Source organism: Polynucleobacter sp. P1-05-14, from assembly GCF_018881675.1.
GTDB lineage: Bacteria > Pseudomonadota > Gammaproteobacteria > Burkholderiales > Burkholderiaceae > Polynucleobacter.
The window spans coordinates 312,820-330,468 of record NZ_JACVPV010000029.1 but is presented as its reverse complement, the minus strand read 5'-3'; the positions used below and the strand labels follow the sequence as shown (position 1 = coordinate 330,468).

19 protein-coding genes are annotated in these 17,649 nt (G+C 46.3%); 13 read left to right on the top strand and 6 right to left on the bottom strand.

Going from position 1 to position 17,649, the window contains the following annotated elements:
• Positions 1-28 precede the first annotated feature (28 nt).
• From queE to ICN37_RS10150, 5 genes are all read left to right on the top strand, one after another.
• The gene (gene queE, locus ICN37_RS10170) at positions 29-682 is read left to right on the top strand and encodes a 7-carboxy-7-deazaguanine synthase (protein ID WP_216157247.1); all 654 of its coding nucleotides are present in this window, start codon (positions 29-31) and stop codon (positions 680-682) included.
• Between the two features lie 35 nt (positions 683-717).
• Positions 718-1,182 carry a 6-carboxytetrahydropterin synthase QueD gene (queD, locus tag ICN37_RS10165; protein ID WP_216157244.1) on the top strand — a complete coding sequence of 155 codons (465 nt, stop codon included), beginning with the start codon at positions 718-720 and terminating at the stop codon, positions 1,180-1,182.
• Positions 1,183-1,641 carry a tRNA adenosine(34) deaminase TadA gene (gene tadA / locus ICN37_RS10160; RefSeq protein WP_216157241.1) on the top strand — a complete coding sequence of 153 codons (459 nt, stop codon included), beginning with the start codon at positions 1,183-1,185 and terminating at the stop codon, positions 1,639-1,641. It begins immediately after the preceding gene.
• Entirely contained in the window at positions 1,638-2,582 is a 945-nt protein-coding gene (locus ICN37_RS10155) for an LD-carboxypeptidase (protein ID WP_216157238.1), read from the top strand. Before tadA ends, ICN37_RS10155 begins: the two co-directional genes overlap by 4 nt.
• Before the next feature lie 80 nt (positions 2,583-2,662).
• Positions 2,663-3,229 carry a heme-binding protein gene (locus ICN37_RS10150; protein ID WP_216157235.1) on the top strand — a complete coding sequence of 189 codons (567 nt, stop codon included), beginning with the start codon at positions 2,663-2,665 and terminating at the stop codon, positions 3,227-3,229.
• Here ICN37_RS10150 and ICN37_RS10145 read toward each other — a convergent pair.
• From ICN37_RS10145 to ICN37_RS10125, 5 genes are read right to left on the bottom strand one after another with little or no spacing between them, the layout of a single operon-like run.
• Positions 3,226-4,113: a 23S rRNA (adenine(2030)-N(6))-methyltransferase RlmJ gene (locus ICN37_RS10145; protein ID WP_216157232.1), complete on the bottom strand. Its 888-nt coding sequence runs from the start codon at positions 4,111-4,113 to the stop codon at positions 3,226-3,228. The genes ICN37_RS10150 and ICN37_RS10145 overlap by 4 nt on opposite strands.
• 6 nt (positions 4,114-4,119) lie before the next feature.
• Positions 4,120-4,911 (bottom strand): phosphatase PAP2 family protein, encoded by a 792-nt coding sequence (locus ICN37_RS10140; RefSeq protein WP_216157230.1) that lies wholly within the window; start codon positions 4,909-4,911, stop codon positions 4,120-4,122.
• Positions 4,912-4,916: 5 nt separating this feature from the next.
• A complete protein-coding gene (locus ICN37_RS10135; protein ID WP_216157227.1) occupies positions 4,917-6,176 on the bottom strand; it encodes a glycosyltransferase family 9 protein in 1,260 nt (419 codons plus the stop codon).
• Positions 6,177-6,193: 17 nt separating this feature from the next.
• Positions 6,194-7,237, bottom strand: coding sequence for a lysylphosphatidylglycerol synthase transmembrane domain-containing protein (locus ICN37_RS10130; RefSeq protein ID WP_216157223.1), 1,044 nt, complete (start codon positions 7,235-7,237; stop codon positions 6,194-6,196).
• A 49-nt stretch (positions 7,238-7,286) separates the two neighbouring features.
• The gene (locus tag ICN37_RS10125) at positions 7,287-8,783 is read right to left on the bottom strand and encodes a glycosyltransferase family 39 protein (protein ID WP_216157220.1); all 1,497 of its coding nucleotides are present in this window, start codon (positions 8,781-8,783) and stop codon (positions 7,287-7,289) included.
• A gap of 47 nt (positions 8,784-8,830) precedes the next feature.
• On the opposite strand from ICN37_RS10125, the gene ICN37_RS10120 reads away from it, so the two are divergent.
• Positions 8,831-9,628, top strand: a complete 798-nt coding sequence (locus ICN37_RS10120) for a DUF3047 domain-containing protein (protein WP_216157217.1) — start codon at positions 8,831-8,833, stop codon at positions 9,626-9,628.
• Positions 9,629-9,678: 50 nt separating this feature from the next.
• On the opposite strand, the gene ICN37_RS10115 is transcribed toward ICN37_RS10120, so the two are convergent.
• Positions 9,679-11,946 (bottom strand): cation-translocating P-type ATPase, encoded by a 2,268-nt coding sequence (locus tag ICN37_RS10115; RefSeq protein WP_216157215.1) that lies wholly within the window; start codon positions 11,944-11,946, stop codon positions 9,679-9,681.
• 51 nt (positions 11,947-11,997) lie between these two features.
• On the opposite strand from ICN37_RS10115, the gene ICN37_RS10110 reads away from it, so the two are divergent.
• From ICN37_RS10110 to ICN37_RS10080, 7 genes are all read left to right on the top strand, one after another.
• Positions 11,998-12,198 carry a heavy-metal-associated domain-containing protein gene (locus ICN37_RS10110; RefSeq protein WP_216157212.1) on the top strand — a complete coding sequence of 67 codons (201 nt, stop codon included), beginning with the start codon at positions 11,998-12,000 and terminating at the stop codon, positions 12,196-12,198.
• Positions 12,199-12,272: 74 nt separating this feature from the next.
• Positions 12,273-13,406, top strand: a complete 1,134-nt coding sequence (apbC, locus tag ICN37_RS10105) for an iron-sulfur cluster carrier protein ApbC (RefSeq protein ID WP_216157713.1) — start codon at positions 12,273-12,275, stop codon at positions 13,404-13,406.
• Positions 13,407-13,438: 32 nt separating this feature from the next.
• Positions 13,439-13,954 carry a DUF3305 domain-containing protein gene (locus tag ICN37_RS10100; RefSeq protein ID WP_323483452.1) on the top strand — a complete coding sequence of 172 codons (516 nt, stop codon included), beginning with the start codon at positions 13,439-13,441 and terminating at the stop codon, positions 13,952-13,954.
• Positions 13,954-14,520, top strand: coding sequence for a DUF3306 domain-containing protein (locus ICN37_RS10095; RefSeq protein WP_216157206.1), 567 nt, complete (start codon positions 13,954-13,956; stop codon positions 14,518-14,520). Before ICN37_RS10100 ends, ICN37_RS10095 begins: the two co-directional genes overlap by 1 nt.
• An 11-nt stretch (positions 14,521-14,531) precedes the next feature.
• Positions 14,532-16,622, top strand: coding sequence for a 4Fe-4S dicluster domain-containing protein (locus tag ICN37_RS10090; protein WP_216157203.1), 2,091 nt, complete (start codon positions 14,532-14,534; stop codon positions 16,620-16,622).
• Positions 16,619-17,269: a molecular chaperone gene (locus ICN37_RS10085; RefSeq protein WP_216157200.1), complete on the top strand. Its 651-nt coding sequence runs from the start codon at positions 16,619-16,621 to the stop codon at positions 17,267-17,269. Before ICN37_RS10090 ends, ICN37_RS10085 begins: the two co-directional genes overlap by 4 nt.
• Before the next feature lie 115 nt (positions 17,270-17,384).
• Entirely contained in the window at positions 17,385-17,606 is a 222-nt protein-coding gene (locus ICN37_RS10080) for a formate dehydrogenase (RefSeq protein WP_215321731.1), read from the top strand.
• Positions 17,607-17,649: the final 43 nt, after the last annotated feature.

Below are 17,649 nucleotides of genomic sequence, written 5' to 3'. Positions count from 1 at the left end.
GCATTGCGCTTAAAATAGGTGCACTGCTATGTATACCGTTAAAGAACTATTTCCCACACTTCAAGGCGAAGGCACCCACACTGGTAGAGCTGCCGTATTTTGTCGCTTTGCTGGATGCAATCTTTGGAGTGGACGTGAAGAAGATCGCGCCACTGCTATTTGTCAATTTTGCGATACCGATTTTGTAGGTAGCGATGGTGCTGGCGGCGGTAAGTTTGAAACTGCTGCCTCACTTGCTGATGCAATCGAGGCTTCATGGCGTAGCACTTCGGCTGGTCCGCAGCAGCGTTATGTGGTTTTCACAGGTGGAGAGCCGCTCTTGCAATTAGACGAGGAGTTGATTGCAGCACTTCATCAAAAAGGTTTCGAAGTGGCGATTGAAACGAACGGCACCATTAAAGTTCCTAAAGGAGTTGATTGGGTTTGTGTAAGTCCTAAAGCTGGTTCTGATCTGATTGTTCTTCAAGCGGATGAGTTAAAGCTAGTGATCCCGCAAAATGACCATAAGGCATTAGAAAAACTCATGGCCCGCTTTGAGGGTATGGATTATCGCAATCGTTTCTTGCAGCCCATGGATGGGCATAACCTCAAAAGTAATACTGAGTTAGCAGTAAGCTTATGTCAAAAGCGTCCCTTGTGGAGGTTGAGTCTGCAGTCTCATAAGCTGATTGGGATTCGATAGTTGACCAAGCTCAAATAGGATTAATTAAGCACCGAATGACAAATAAACAGCCTGCCATCTCCATTACCCGTCGCCTTGAGTTTGACTCCGGGCATCGTATCCCCAATCATGATGGTCAATGTCGCCATCTGCACGGACATCGTTATGCAATTGAAGTTACGCTAACTGGTGGTGTAGCTGATCATCCTGGTAAAGCGGATGATGGCATGGTACTCGACTTTGGCGATATCAAGCGCTTAACAAACCAATATGTAGTAGATCTTTGGGATCATGCATTTTTAGTGGCCAAAGAGGATGAAGGTTTGGTTACTTTCCTGTCGACTTTGCCTAGCCACAAAACCGTCATCATGGAGCACGTTCCTACTGTTGAGAACTTGGCTAACGCGGCCTTTGCAATATTGAAGCCAGTGTTTAGCAAAGCTTTTAGTGGTCGCCTAGAACTCTCTTCTATTCGTCTTTATGAGACGCCCAATTGCTGGGCTGACGTTCATTCTGTCTAAATGACGCAAACAGAGCTTGACCTGCAATATATGCGTATGGCAATTGAGCAAGCTCAGTTGGCAGCGCAATCAGGTGAGGTTCCCGTAGGCGCAGTGCTAGTTCGGGATGGCCAAGTCATCTCGAGGACATTTAACAAGCCGATTGCAAACCATGATCCTAGTGCTCATGCTGAAATGCTGGCCTTGCGAGAAGCGGCGCTAGCCGAAGAGAATTACCGTATCCCAGGTAGCACCATATATGTCACTCTTGAGCCTTGTGCAATGTGCTCCGGTGCTATGCTCCATGCTAGGATTGATCGAGTGGTTTATGGGGCACCAGATCCCAAAACAGGCGCTGCTGGTAGCGTGCTAGATATATTTTCTTCAAAACAGATTAATCACCAGACCAGTGTTGAAGGTGGCATCATGAGTGAAGAGTGCGGTCAATTGCTGCGTGATTTTTTTAAGGGGCGACGTTGAAATCTATTCACCTCATTGCTCCCTCTGGGGCAAGCTTAGATAGTAAAAGTCCATTAGCTGGTATTGACTGGTTTGGACGTCAAGGTATTGCTATCCAAAACGTAGATTGCATACATCGTGTCCATGAGCGCTTCGCTGGCAACGATGATGAACGTCTTACTGAGTTAAATGCCATATCCAAATTAGAGCCTCAGACTGTAGTGATGTCTATGCGCGGGGGCTATGGTCTCCATCGCTTGCTACCCGGTATTGAGTGGCAAGCAATTGAAAGGGCTATTAAAAACGGCTTGCAAGTCTGTGGTCATAGTGATTTCACTGTCTTTCAGTTGGGATTGCTGGCAAAAACTGGCGCCATTTCTTTGGCTGGTCCGATGTTGAACTATGACTTTGGAAGGTTGGGTGATGATGGTGTACCGGTAGTGCCGGATGAGTTTATGTGGAAGCATTTCCAGGCCGCAGTGCTAGACCGAAAGCTGGATTGCCAAGTATCGACCCCTCAGTCTTTCTTAGGTAAAAAAGATGCACGCCCGATCGCGGGTTTATTGTGGGGCGGTAATTTAACGGTTCTGGCGGGTTTAGTTGGCACTCCATACCTTCCAAGCACTAAGCAAACGCAAGGCGGGATTTTATTTTTGGAGGATGTGAATGAGCATCCATATCGAATTGAAAGAATGTTGATGCAACTTTTAGATGCAGGCATTCTTTCAAATCAAGCAGCCATATTGTTGGGTGGATTTTCTGCCTATCGTCTTTATGACAACGATAAGGGGTATTCGTTCGAGCGCGCTATTGAGGCGATTTGCAAACGTCTGCCTGAAGCAATTCCAATCTTGACTGGGCTGCCATTCGGGCATCAGGCCAATAAATTAACCTTGCCTATTGGTGCCCAAGCTGATTTAAATTGCAATTTATATGGATTTGAACTTAAAGCGCAGTGGTAATGTTTACCGAGGCCCATGCGGGAAACTCTTTGTTTAAAAGTCTTTTATTTTTCATTGCGCTCACCCTTACAGGAGCAGTCATGGCAACCGAAGAGCCAAAATATGCTGTTCTCGAAAAAGAATCACCTTTTGAAATCCGCTCTTATGCACCAATGATTGTTGCTGAGGTGCAGGTTGAAGGTGATTTGGATGAGGCCTCGAGTCAAGGATTTCGCTTGATTGCCGCTTATATTTTTGGTCAGAATCAAGTGAGCGAAAAAATTGCAATGACTGCGCCAGTGACGGTCGAAGATCAATCCGTTAAGAGCGCAAAGATTGCAATGACTGCACCGGTGGGTATTGAGTCTAAATCCGGAAAATGGACAGTGTCGTTCGTGATGCCTGCTGAATATACTATGGAATCAATACCCAAGCCTATGAGTCCGCAAGTGCAATTACGCCAAATTCCCGCGTTGAAAAAGGCAGTCATTAGTTTTAGTGGTTTTTATAATAGCCAGAAAGTGGCTGAGAAAACGCTAGAACTAGAGCAGTGGATGAAGTCTCGTAATTTGCACAGTGTGGGAAGTCCTAATTTCGCGCGTTACAACCCGCCTTGGACTTTGCCCTTCATGCGTCGCAATGAAGTCATGATCACTTTACGTGACTAATTCTTAGCTTCGAAGCTCTTCAATAAAAATTGGCCACCGCCATTGACGCCTAAAGCCTTTGTTAACGTAGGTAGTGCCTGCGCTAAATGTTTTTCTAGAGTCCAAGGTGGATTGAGAATAAACATCCCACTGGCTTGCAAACGGCGTTCGCCAGGCGCATTTTCAATTCGTAATTCTGTATGTAACCATGAGCGTTTATGTGCGGTAGCAATTTTTTTCAGACGGTCAGGTAGGGCTGCCGATTCTCTTCTGGAGAGTACTGGATACCAAATCGCATAGCAGCCCGTGGCAAAGCGTTGCAGCGCCTCTTCCATGGCAAGCTCAAGATAGCGATAGTCTTGCTTGTGTTCGTAAGAAGGGTCGATTAATACGAGGCCGCGACGACTGGGAGGGGGCAGTAGTCCTTTGAGTCTAGCAAAGCTATCCTCGGCATAAATATCAATCTGTTTAGATTGCTTTAGTTCGCCAATATTGTGACGCAAAATATCGATCTCTTTAGGGTGTAACTCAAAGAGCTTGAGTCGATCTTGTGGACGTAGCAGGCGCGCCAGAATAAAGGGGGAGCCAGGATAGGTACTCAGTTGCCCTTCAATATTTTCGGCATCAATACACTTCAGATACTCATGAATACTCTCAGGGACTGGGGTGTTTGCGCGATGGCAAGCTTCCACATATTGCTTGAGGCGAAAGATTCCGCCGTCAGCCTCTTTGCTTACTGTAGAAAAGCCATCTTGCAAGCTGTAGATGCCCGCACCTGCATGGGTATCAACAAAGGTAATGGCAACAGGCTTCTCTTGAAGGTATTGAACCAAGTGAATTAAGGTCAGGTGCTTTAGGATATCTGCGTGACTTCCCGCATGAAATGCATGTCGATAGCTAAACATCTTGAATTATTCTGCCTTGGGAGGCGCTTGAGTAAATTGCGCCTTCACATAAAAGAGAAGTGTAGAAGCTAGAATTACGATTGAGACATATTGCAATGGCAGATTTAACTCTAGATCCATGATTTGGGTGAGGTGGGCATAAATTGCCACTACGCCTCCAAGAGCAATCAGATGCGACCAGATTTTTCTTGGTCCCAGTTGATTTTCCGGAAATCGATTAGCCGCTAAGGCCCCGAGCATTCCACACCAAATACCAACACCTGCGCCACCTAAAACGTCAGTAAGCCAATGAGCCCCTACAGCGCTGCGTGATAGACCCACTAAAGTGGCAAGCAAAAATAGCGGCAATAATAGGGTGCGCCTTTCTTTAGCTGCGGAAAAGTACAGGGCGCTTGCAATAGCAAATGCGGTCAGAGTATGTCCAGACGGAAAGGCTTTGTAAAGTAGCGCTTCACCAATACGATGAAAGCTGCCATCAGTCAAGACGCCTGCAGGTCGGGGTAAATTAAACAAACCCTTTAAGGCTGTACTTGCTAATGCAGCTAGTCCGCCAGCAAAAATTCCAGCAGTCAGCATCCTCGGCGCAAGCAACAGTAATGGAAAGGTAAGCGCAAACACTCCCCAACCATTACCTAAAAAAGTAAGCCAAGCCCAAAGGGTGTCTGGCAGTAATTGTGTAAAGCGGTTAATGAATAAAAAAGTACTGCTTTGAAACTCGCCAAAGAAGATTGCGCAAGCAAGCGCAAGAGGGGTTAATGGAATGAACCACGCAAACGTGGGGATTGCTTTTTTGCTCATCTAGCTTAGCGAGCCTTTGCCTTATCAGCGTCTTGCAATTGCTTAATCACTTTATCCAGCACTTGTGGAACGGTGATGGCTTGCATGCACACGTTGTCCTGACAGGGGGTTTTACGGTGATTGGCAGCACTTACGCAGGGCGAGCAAGCTAGGTTGGCGGTGATCGCGATGGAGTTACCAACTGATCCATAAAGGGCTGGAGTCTCAGGCCCAAAGAGAACAACAGTTCTCAATGGCGTCACGGCTGAAAAGTGACCAGGACCAGAGTCGTTCGTAACCATAACATCTGATAGCGTGTACAACGGTGGCAGCTCAGCAAAGCCGACCTGTCCAGCAAAATTCAATGCATTTTTAACATTGGCAATAGCACGAACTTTTTCTACGTAAACAAACTCAGCAGGTGAGCCAGTAATTAAGATGAGGTCGTTGGGATATTGCTGATGGATTGCTTGAATCAATTCAGAAAAACGCTGTTGTGCCCAACGACGTTGTGGAAGTAGATCACTTGCATTCGGATTAATGAGGATAAGGCGATCCTTCCCCGGGGTGTAATTGATGCGGGCCTCTTTAGCCATTTTTTCAATACGCTCGCGCACCTTTTCGAGCGCGCTTGGGTCGATGATGGCTTGCTCTAAGCGTACTTCAGAGTCCAGAATCTCAATCTTGCTGAATGGAACCTCTATTTTTTGTGCAAATGCTGCATGAATTAAGGATAGGAAATTTTTGGTAATGTGAATATGTGGGTTGTAATGCACCTTGCGAGTGAGCATGAAGCCGCGCCACAATCCTTCACCATGAAAAATGTGATAACCGACGCGACGACGAGCGCCACACATGCCAGTCAGTAGGGCGGTAAATCGAGAGAACAACTCTAGGTCAATAACGGTATCAATGCGGTGCTTGCGAGCAAGTATCAGAAAGCGCAGCGTATCTTTAATTAAGCCACCTAAGCTAGATGAGTCAATTGTGAAGATGTTTTCCGGTTTAACAGTGTTCAGCAAAGTCAGGCTGGCGCGATTGCTTTTGAAGATCAAGAAAAACAATTCCGCTCCACGAGCTTTCGCATTACGCATTGCGGGATCTACCAGAATGGCGCTTCCCATTTCCGAGAGTTCAATAAAGAGTAATTTTTTTGGAGTCTCTGGGCCGTGATTGAATATATTCTTTATGCGATCGATCAAAGCGATAAATGGGCTAACGATTGCACAAAGAGGTACACCGATCCAATGATCAATCGCGCGCATAGTGTTGACACTAATAGTCATATTTTGGCTCTAAAAAATTATTTTCGTTTTAATAAGAAATAGGCGCCTGGTAGCACCGATAAAACAGTAATTGCTCCGTAGCTAATAGAGGCTAATACTGTTAATGAGGGATTCACACCCCATAAGGCCAGAACCGATGAAAGGGTGGCTTCACGCAAGCCCCATCCCGAAATGCTAATTGGCAACATGAGCAACAGGCTGAGCGCAGGTAAGCCAATCATTAAACCTTCGATAGGTGCATCCACACCGTAAGCCTTAAGACAAAAGAGTAGCGTCAAAATAGTGAGGAAATGAATGCCAATTGCCAGGCATGCTTGTGCAATATTATTGGGCCATGCAAATGCTAACTGGATGCCAGGCATGGCGTTGTTCATATTGAAACGCTCTAAGAGTTTTTGCAGGAGTTCCTTGCTAGGCCCCCAGGCGAGTATCAGGGCAATCGCTACACCAGCTAGCAGCATGACTGCCATTACCGCGTAGCCCAAATCTTGACCCCAAGCTGCGAGTGTAGCGCCGCCCAATATCAAACCAATTCCGCCTAGTAAATTATTGCCCGCCAAGCCAAGAAGACGGTCGACAAGCACCATCGAAAAACTTAAACGCAATTTAGGGGTGGCGTGCTCAAGGTCTACTGAGTGATGAAGTTCATCGTCTAATTTTTTGGTTTCGGAGAGATTGCCGGTGCTAGTCAAATGCGTTGCAGTAATGGCGCGATAACTGTCGCCACCCAAGGTACTAGGCAGACCTTGGTTAATGAGACCGCCTGCAAAGTAGAGGCCAATGTAAGAGCGAATACGGCGGGGAAATCCCACCCTTTGCATAAACAAGCCCCAGCGATATCCGCCACAAATAAATGCCAATATCATGCTTGCTAGAGCCGCCAAGAACCATAGAGGCTGCATCTGAATATGGGTATCAAATAGTAAGCGCCAATCAATTCCACTCGTTGCTTTCCAAAGCAAAGCAACGGAGAGTAGCACGCGAATAGTAGGCCAAGCCTTCTTGAGAATGGATTTCCACCCCGATTGGGATTTAGGGGCGGGTTGGGCTTGTGAACTCATAAGCGTAAGGATAATGCCTCGGGCGCCTAAGGTCTTGAATTTGGGGGAATTACTCCGCTTGGGCAGGGCCTTGCCAATGACTGCAAAGGCTAAAGTCAAATTTAGATAGAACTCGGCCAAATCGTACGATTTCTAGGCTATCCAAGGGCTCGCAGGCTTGAAATGCAGATTTATTGCCTATAGGCAGAGGGTATGACATTCCAGACCAGTTCATCAGGAGTACATTTGCCCCTTTTGGTAAATCCCCAAACCAGAGATCAAACTGATCCTGTCTCTGGTCTAAAACATAAACTGGCATAGGCGAAGCGTACCAAGCAGCTCGACTTCCTAAGGTCCAGTTTTGAACAGCAATGCCATTGGCTTGAGTGGCCTTAGCAAGGTCCGCTGCTTTTTGACCCGCCACTTTCCAGCCATACAAATCAGCAATCGGATTGGATTTAATTGAGGTCGAACTAATGCCACCTGACAATACGTATCCAAAGCCGATACAACAAAGAGCAATTTGAATAAAAAATAAAATGCGAATCCAGTAACGATGTTGTGTGGCCCAAGCTTTTGCTAAACCAATTCCGGCAAATGGTGCGAGACAGAACCAGGCCGGTGAAGTCCAGTGAGGAAGTCCACCTCCGCCAGAGAGGCTGACAAAGATTGCAAATGGAATCAAAAAGAAGCCGAAGAGCGCAAGCAATGACTGTTTTGTGGCGTGCATGCAGTCTTTTAAAAACACAACAGACCCCAAAATAAAAAGAGGACCAAAGACCAGTATTTGAATGCCGATATAAGCGCCTAGCCTGCGCCAGAGCCATTCTCCACCGCCACCATGGGCAAGTTGATATTTGAATGAAATCCAATCGTTAGCCCAATTCCAATACAGGACGGGGGTGATCAGGAGTAGAGCGCTTAGTGTGGCAATCCAAAAACCTACTTTTGTGATCCATGGTTTTCTTGGCGTACTTAAAAATACTAATAGCAATGCAAGCGCAGTAAAAGCAGCTGTGTATTTACTTAACCCAGCCAGACCCAATAGGAGGCCAGTAATAATCCAATCGCCAATGCTAAATTGTTCTTTGCTTAGCCAACGCAAAGCCATCCACATCAGACCAAGGCTTAATGGCGCAAGCAATGTATCTGGGAGTAAACCGATTGCCAGAATGTGCAACATGGGTGCAGCGATAACTGTTAAGACCGCCATTAGTCCGCATAAGTTTGCTGATGGCAGTGCACTGGTGAGATAGCCAGCGTTGCGCCCACGAATAAAGTGGTGCACTTCAACCGTAACTTCATAAACTAAGTAACAAGAGAGAATCCACAACAACTCTGGAATGAGGCGAATAATGCCTTCTGAAGAAGTGAGTGTTACCAAAGGCCACTGAATCCAACCCACCAACGGTGGGTGATCAAAATAACTCCAGGCTAAATGTTGGGCATAAAGCGCATAGTGGGCCTCATCAACTGAAAACTCTATTGAAAAGCCCAGGGCCAAGTGCACTACCGCGGTAATGAGGATGCAGATTGCAGCCCAGCTGGAAGGTGATTGTTGGCGCATTCGATGATTTTAGACTCACAAAGACCATTCTTTGGGACAATTAAGGCATGCTTAAGCAAGCCCTCTCACTTTTAATCCTTGGCGCAGTCGTATTTTTGACTGGTTGTGCTGGGCTGAGCGGCGAATCGGTACAAAACGAGGCAGGACAGGCATTTAATGTGGATCAATTGCCGGCGCAAGAAGAGTTGCCAAAGTTCTCGGCCGAAACTGCCCGGGCCAGCATGCCGAATGGTTGGAATTTTTACCGCATTGCACCCTTTAAAAAGAACACGGTGTATCGCCTGGAAAACTATCAAGGTAAAACAGTGCTAAGTGCTAATTCCAAAACATCTGCCTCCGGGTTGGCTGTGAAGTTACGCCCTCGTCAGGTCAATAATTTGTGGCTGCAGTGGGAATGGAAGGCCATCAACCCAATCATCAATGCTGATAATTCTGATGCTTACGCAGATGATGCTCCGCTACGTATCTTGGTTGCATTCGATGGCAATAAGTCAAAGTTACCCTTAAAAGAAAAAATGACTTTTGAAATGGCCAATCTGATTAGCGGCCAAGAAATGCCGTATGCCACATTGATGTATATCTGGTCTGGAAAATCCCCTGTGGATACCATCATTCCAAATGCGCATACCTCTCGCATCAAAATGATTGTGGTGGATTCTGGTTGGGATAATTTGGATCAGTGGCACAAGCATCAACGTGATTTAGCGGCTGACTATAAGCGTGCTTACGGTGAAAGTCCCGGCCAAATCATCGGTATCGCCTTATTGACTGATACAGACAATACCAAATCAGAAACGCGTGCTTATTACGGTGATATTGAACTTATTCGCAAGACTCAAAAATAAATAACATTCAAGTTGGCAACAACATGCAAGTAAGCGATATTTCTTATTTGTTAATGCGTAGGGCGCCAACGCTTGAGTAGAAGTGCGTTGCTAAGAACGCAAAAGCTCGATAAGGCCATGGCGCTACCAGCTAGCATCGGTGAAAGATATCCTAGTGCGGCCAAGGGAATGCCGGTAGCATTAAAGATAAAAGCCCAGAATAAATTTTGCTGAATCTTTTTCCAAGTCCGCTTGGAGATATCAATAGCATTTGCTACCAGAGTGGGGTCGCCTCGCATCAAGGTTATGCCGGCAGCTTGCATGGCCACATCAGTGCCAGTAGACATTGCCATACCCACATCTGCAGTTGCCAAAGCGGGGGCATCATTTACACCATCCCCTACCATTGCAACAAATTGACGCTCACCATCTTTTGATTGGAGTTGACGAATGATTTCCGCTTTATTACTTGGCATAATTTGTGCAAACACTTCTTGAATGCCAATCGTGTTGGCAACACGATGGGCAGCGGCAATATTGTCACCAGAAAGCATGACTGCGCGAATATGTAGATGATGTAGTGAAGCAACCGCTTGTTCAGCGTTATCTTTTAACTCATCACCAAATGCGATGATTGCAATGGGTGATGAAAGATTTTCATGACTCATTAATACGGAGACAGTTTGACCGGCATCAAAACAGGCTTGCGCCTTTGCAAGTATTGCGGAGTAATGGGGATTCTCTTCTAACGATGCAATGCTTTGTAGGTTCAGACTAAGGCCCAGAAAAACGCCAGCGCTTGGCCTACCGCTAATACCAATGCCGGGCAGGGCTTTGCTGTCTGTTGGCGTGATGGGATTTAAGCCCCTTTGTTTAGCAGCATCTAACAGTGCTTTTGCAAGAGGGTGCTCACTACCAAGCTGTAAACCTGCTGCACTCGCGAGAATGTCATCAACCGCATATGAATCACCAAAAGGAATAATTTCTAGTAGTCTTGGTTTGCCAATGGTGAGGGTGCCAGTCTTATCGAAGGCCACTACATTTAAGCGATGTGCCAACTCTAATACCTGCGGATCTTTAATGAGGATTCCAAAGCGTGCTGCAACGCCAGTGCCTGCCATGATGGCTGCAGGTGTTGCAAGACCCAATGCACATGGACATGCAATAACGAGAACTGAAACTGCGCGCAGTATGGCGACAGATGCAGAGTCTAAATAAAACCAGTTCGCTAATCCAGTAATAAATGCAATCCCAATCACGCTTGGTACAAAAATTGCACTTACTTTATCGACTAATTTTTGTATCGGTGCTTTTTGGGTTTGCGCATCTTCCACCAAAGAAATAATTTTTGAGAGAACGCTCTCAACGCCTACCGCCTGGGCCTCAATCACCAACAGGCCCTCCCCATTAAGAGAGCCGCCGATAACTTTTTTACCAAGATGCTTTTTAACGGGGTCGCTTTCTCCGGTGAGGAGGGACTCATCAACATGACTGTTGCCAAGTAAGATGATTCCATCTACCGGTATACGTTCACCTGGCAACACTAAGATGCGATCTTTAGGGAATACTTGATCTAGAGGAAGATCTCGAAATTGGTCTAATGCAGAGTTCTCGTTGATAACAATATTACGATCGATGACTTTGGCATGCTCCGGCCATAGCTTTTGTAATGCGCGTATTGCTTCACTAGTTTGCTGCTTGGCTCTGGCCTCCAACCATTTACCAAGCATGACCATGCAGATAATGACAGCTGAACCTTCAAAATAGAGCTCGTGACTGGCATGGGGCGATGCAATCATTTGATACACGCTTAATCCATAGGCTGCACTCGTGCCGAGTGCGACTAATAAATCCATATTGCCAACACCCGACATCAGAGATTTGAAGCCCGCTTTATAAAAACGCCAACCTAAAAAGAATTGCACTGGAGTTGCAAGTAATAGTTGCCATGTCGATGAAAGTGACCAGTGAATGCCAAAAGGCATGAGGAGCATTGGTAAAAAGAGTGGGGCTGAAAGACAAAAACCTAGAATGACGCGACCCAGACCATCGGCCCCCCAGAACAATTTAGAAGGGGCTAACTCAGGAATTGCGTGAGGGGCGCTGATTTTGGCTTCATAGCCTGTTTTTTGTACCAGAGCGATGACTTCATCGATTTTGACTCCAGAATCGGCGTTTACGCGAATTTTGGCTTGTTCGGTTGCTAAATTCACACTTGCAGCCTCTACCCCAGGAATCTTGTCTAAGGCCTTTTCAACCCTACCAACACAGGACGCACAGGTCATCCCGCCGATATCTAGAGTAAATAGCTCTGAATGAGTGTCTTTTTGGGGAACCATATAGAAGATAATCTACTCCATACAAGCCATATTCAAATCAAAAAGGCCTATATGTTGAGTTTAAAAGTATCCGGAATGACCTGTGGGGGCTGCATTAATGCCGTAACTCGGGCAATCCAGGCTCAGGATCCCAAGGCTAAAGTTCAAGTGGATTTGGCGAGCCAAACTGTCAATCTTGAAACCACTTTATCTGAGGCGCAGGCTAGTGAGTTGATTGTTGAAGCAGGGTTCCCCGCATCAAATTTGGCCTAGATCTTGGGGGTGGTAAGCAATTTTTTGCTAGCACCATTAATCTACCCACTATTTAAGAAATATTACATTTAACAATTCTAGGTCTTCATTCCCAGAATTGCACTTCACAGGAGAAGGTAGTGTCAGTAACTGTAGAGGCCGTTCAAGACGTGCTCAAGGGTCTAGTAGATCCAAACACAAAGGTGGATTTTGTTTCAGCAAAAAATATTAAAAATCTCCGCGTAGAAGGCGGTGATATTTCTTTAGATATTGTGCTGGGATATCCCGCTAAAAGCCAGTTCGATTCGATTCGTAAATCGGTAATTAATGCCTTGCGTGAATTATCAGGCGTCAAAAATGTGAGCGTCAATATCTCCAGTCAAATCGTTGCGCATGCAGTACAACGTGGCGTGAAGTTATTGCCTGGCGTAAAAAATATTGTTGCAGTCGCTAGCGGCAAGGGTGGAGTAGGAAAGTCCACAACAGCCGTGAATCTCGCTTTAGCTCTTGCTGCTGAGGGTGCACAGGTCGGCATTCTGGATGCAGACATTTATGGTCCAAGCCAGCCAATGATGTTGGGTGTTACCGGTAGACCGGACTCTATTGAAGAAAATACGATTGAGCCAATGGAGGCCTATGGTTTACAGGCAAGTTCAATAGGTTTTCTGATTGATGATGATGCTCCTATGGTTTGGCGTGGACCGATGGTGACTTCAGCTCTGGAGCAGTTACTTCGCCAAACTCGTTGGCGTGATCTGGATTACCTGATCGTAGATATGCCGCCTGGCACGGGTGATATTCAGCTGACTTTGGCGCAAAAGGTTCCCGTTACAGGCTCAGTCATTGTTACTACGCCTCAAGACATCGCTTTGCTCGATGCCCGTAAAGGTCTCAAAATGTTTGAGAAGGTGGGTGTACCTATTATCGGCATTATTGAAAACATGAGCACTTATGTTTGCACTCAATGCGGACACGAAGAGCACGTGTTCGGCACTGGCGGTGGTGAAAAAATGTGTAAAGAATACGCAGTAGATTTCTTGGGCTCCTTGCCCTTAAACCTTTCGATTCGTGAGCAGGCTGATGCTGGGCGCCCAACAGTAGTGGCTGACCCAGACGGCGCGATTAGCGCAATCTATAAAGGCATTGCTAGACAGGTCGCTATCCGTGTTGCTACTCTATCTAAGGATATGAGCAGTAAATTTCCGAACATTGTGATTCAAAACACCTGAGGCTCTGAACATTTATGCGCTTTGCAGTACTAATGCGTAAACAGAATATCGATAACCCATGGGTCTCGTTTCGCTGGGTACCTCAGGAAGTGTTGCCTGATTTTGGGCAATTCAATAGTCAGCAAAGTAAATCCATTGTGGGTCAGTTTCTTGGGCGCGATGCCGATGGTGAATCCTGGCTATTCACAGGCTATGAACTTGATCTCTTTCCGGATGAGGCTGAGGGCTACTATCTCAATGTTTCTGCTACAACTCCTGCATGGTTTGTCATGTGGCGCTTGGAAGAAGATATTGAGCGCTATATCGATGAGCAATCACTCTCCTTGGCAAAGTCTGAGACTTCGTTTGCAGTGCCCCATCGTATTTGTGTTAGTTATAACGAAGCCGCTCGCTTGCTGGATGGCGGTGAGTCGGTTGATACGATTCCGCTGAGTGAGCAGCATGCGTCATGGTTGCAAGAGTATGTCAATGACAACTATCGGCCGGAACCTAAAAAACGCCATAAGCCTGCTTCATTTAAGGGCGCTCAACGCCCTATGGAGGAATAATGGCCGATGGATTTCTGGGGCGTTGGTCTAAGCGTAAAGCTGGTAAAGAAGATGTCTCGCTAGAGAAAAAAGTAGAGATTCCTAAAGAAGCTTCTCAGACTACATCCATTGAGGGCGCTCAAGAGGCCGCACCTCCGCCAGTTACCCTAGAGGATGTAGTCAAGATCGATCGTTTTGATCCAGACTTTTCTGCTTTTATGAAGCCAGATGTAGACCCCGCTGTTCAGCAGGCTGCCCTAAAGAAAATGTTTACCGATCCCCATTTCAACATCATGGATGGATTGGATATTTATATTGATGACTACAGTAAACCGGATCCGCTGCCACCTGGAATGCTTGAGAGAATGGTGCAGAGCGATATGCTCAACCTTTTCCGCAAACCAAGCGAAGAGCTTACTCAGGAATCACAACAAAGCGTGAACAAAGCGCCTAGCCCCCAACTTGAGGGCGACACAGTGACAGCCCAACAGCAAACTGATTTAACATCCACACAACAAAAATCTACAGATCAGTTGGAAGAAGTGCCCAATAAGGTCTCAATAGAGTCTGAACAGAAAAAAACCTAAGAAGATAGCGCATGAGTCAAAAATTAGTCTGCAACTGTAATGGCACCATGCCTTTGGATGCAAAAACTATCGGGGTTCCGATTCACCAATCCTTGTGCAGGCAGGAGGTCGGCTCTTTTTTAAAGGCCCTAGATGGCTCTGATTCTCTGGTGATAGCGTGTACGCAAGAGGGCGCACTTTTTAGTGAGCTAGCTGACCAAGCTGAAAAGCCATTGGTTGCGCCACTGCGTTTTGTCAATATTCGTGAAGTAGCTGGTTGGACTCAAGAAGCTAAAACATCCGGCCCTAAAATTGCGGCTCTGTTGGCCTTGGCTGATATGCCAGAGGCTGAACCTGTTCCTGTTGTGAATTACGAAAGCCAGGGTAGGTTGTTAATTATCGGCGCTGGGTCACAAGCCATTCCTTGGGCTGAAAAATTAAGCCCATCTTTGGATGTGTCTGTCTTATGTACACAGCCCGGTGACTTACCGCTGACCCGAAGCTACCCAATCTTTACCGGAGCAGTTACCAAGTTGGATGGTTATTTAGGGAACTTTTCAGTAGATTGGCAGTTGCAAAATCCGATTGACCCAGAGATGTGTACTCGCTGTGGGGCCTGTGTTGAAGTATGTCCTGAGGGAGCCATTAATCTTTCCTTCCAGATTGATTTAGGTAAATGCAAATCCCATCGCGATTGCGTTACTGCATGTGCCGGCATTGGTGCAATATCGTTTGATCGCAAAGAGCGTGAACGTAATTCAGAATTCGATTTAATTTTGGACCTACGTGTAGATCCCAAGATGCGCATGAGCCAAACGCCGCAGGGGTACTTCGCTCCCGGTGTTGATCCCCTTGAGCAGGCGCTGGCAGTTAATCAACTCTCCGAGATGGTGGGGGAGTTTGAAAAGCCCAAATATTTTGCCTATAACGAAAAAATTTGTGCTCATGGCCGCAATGGCAAAGTAGGTTGCAGCGCTTGTATTGATGTTTGTTCAACAGGCGCTATTGGTTCAATCTTTAAAAATGGCCAAGGTTCTGTAGAGGTCAATCCAAATCTTTGCATGGGTTGCGGAGCTTGTGCAACTGCATGCCCTTCCGGTGCAATGCGTTACAACTACCCAAGCGTTGCTCATCAAGGTAAAGAGCTCAAAACGGTAGCGAGCGCCTTTACCGCCGAAGCTAAAAAGATCAATCAGGCGATGGCTCCCAGCTTACTTTTGCATACCCTAAAAGCGGGTACGCAAATGATTGATGGCTTGGGTAGGTCTGCGCATGTCATGCCAAAGCAATTCGAAGGTCTCCCAGCATTTGTGATTCCTTATGGCATTGAGCATATCGCCTCCACTGGCTTGGACTTATGGTTGGGTGCGCTGACGTATGGTTTTGCGGAAGTGACTTTGTTGTTAAGTGGAGACGAGGATCCCGCATATCGTGCAGTACTTGAAGAGCAGGTAGTTTTAGCAAACAGCATTCTCAATGCGTATGGGTTTGAAGATCGCGTTCATTTGATCTTGGCTAGTTCTGCTGAAGATATAGCGACTGTTTCTAAGGCAATGGGCATATTGCGTCAGCGTGGATCACTCAGTCCAATCTGTACTCCTGCAAGTATTGGTTTATCAAATCAGAAACGCGAAACGCTTGAGGCAGCTTTAGAGCATTTGCAAAAACAAGCGAAGACTCCGTTGCCGGAGATGGGTGTTGTACTTCCAAAGTCCTCCCTATTGGGTGGTCTAGCAATTAACAAAGATGCTTGCACCTTGTGTATGTCTTGCGTCAGCTGTTGCCCTGAAGGCGCGCTTTTAGACAATCCCGATGAACCCATTCTTTCTTTTATTGAGAAGCAGTGTGTTCAGTGCGGCATCTGCGTGCAAACCTGTCCCGAGAAGGCCTTAACCCTTATGCCTCGTTTGCAAACCGTTGAGCAACGCAAGCAACGGACTACCTTGAATGAAACCCAGGCATTCCATTGCATCAGCTGCGGCAAGCCTTTTGGAACACTTAAGATGGTTGATTTGATGCTCAGCAAGCTTGGTGCGCATGGTGCTTTTGCTGGAGCTGCAATGGATCGATTGAAGATGTGTAGTGATTGTCGAGTGGTAGATATGGTGAAAAAAGAAACATGAGCGAAATTGCGAAAGAAGCAGCAAAAGAGAATCTATCCGCCGAAGTAGGCGATGTAGGCTTGCCTGAGGATTTGGCTAGGGCCGATTTATATGGCTTGATCGCCCGCTTTTTTCAGATGCCGCCCGATCAAGAGCTTTTAGATCAAATTGCCGCTACCGCCGATCAACAAGATGCTGCCGATGAGGCGCCCTTGGCTAAGGTTTGGATGGACGTAGTGGAGGTCGCTAAAAATAATCCCGCTAAAGCTTGGCATGATGAGTTTGATTTGAATTTCATCAGTGTTGGTAAGCCGAATGTCATTTTGAATGGCTCCTTTTACATGGCAGGCCATCTAAATGAAAAGCCCTTAGTGAATATTCGCAAGGCTTTAGAGGGTTTTGGGCTTGAGGCCGCAGAAGAGGTGACTGAAACTGAAGACCACATCTCAGCCCTCAGTGAGGTCATGCGTTATCTCATCGCTGGGGATGACGTGGAGATCTCAAACCTTACAAATCAAAGGGGTTTTTTCAATGAGCATATTCGTCCCTGGTATGACGAATTTTGCGATGCTATAGAAGGCATACCGGAGATGCATCTGTATCACCCAATCGCAGCCCTAACTAGGGAGTTTCTAGCAATCGAAGGGCAAGGCTTTGACATGATTTGATGTTGCATCGCAATATAAATATTGCCTTAATAACTAATAGTTACACCAATATGTCAAAAATGCGATTTCCTATTACACTTGATGCAAATCAAGAATAATCCGATAGGAGCATGCAATGACCACTAAATCCAAGGTTGCTTTAAGCGAAGAAAACAAGCCATCGCGCCGTAAGTTCTTTATTGGTGCAGGCGCTGCAGTTGGGGCCGTTGCCGTAGCGAGCCAAACTCCAGTTGGCAAAGCAGTCATCCAAGAAATTACTGGCGCTAAAGCAGTGCAAGATGTTGGTCAAACGATGACTGCTCACATGCGCAAGTACTACGAATCCACTCTGATTTAACCATCATCGTTTCACTGTTCTAAATAAATAAAAAAACTTTCTC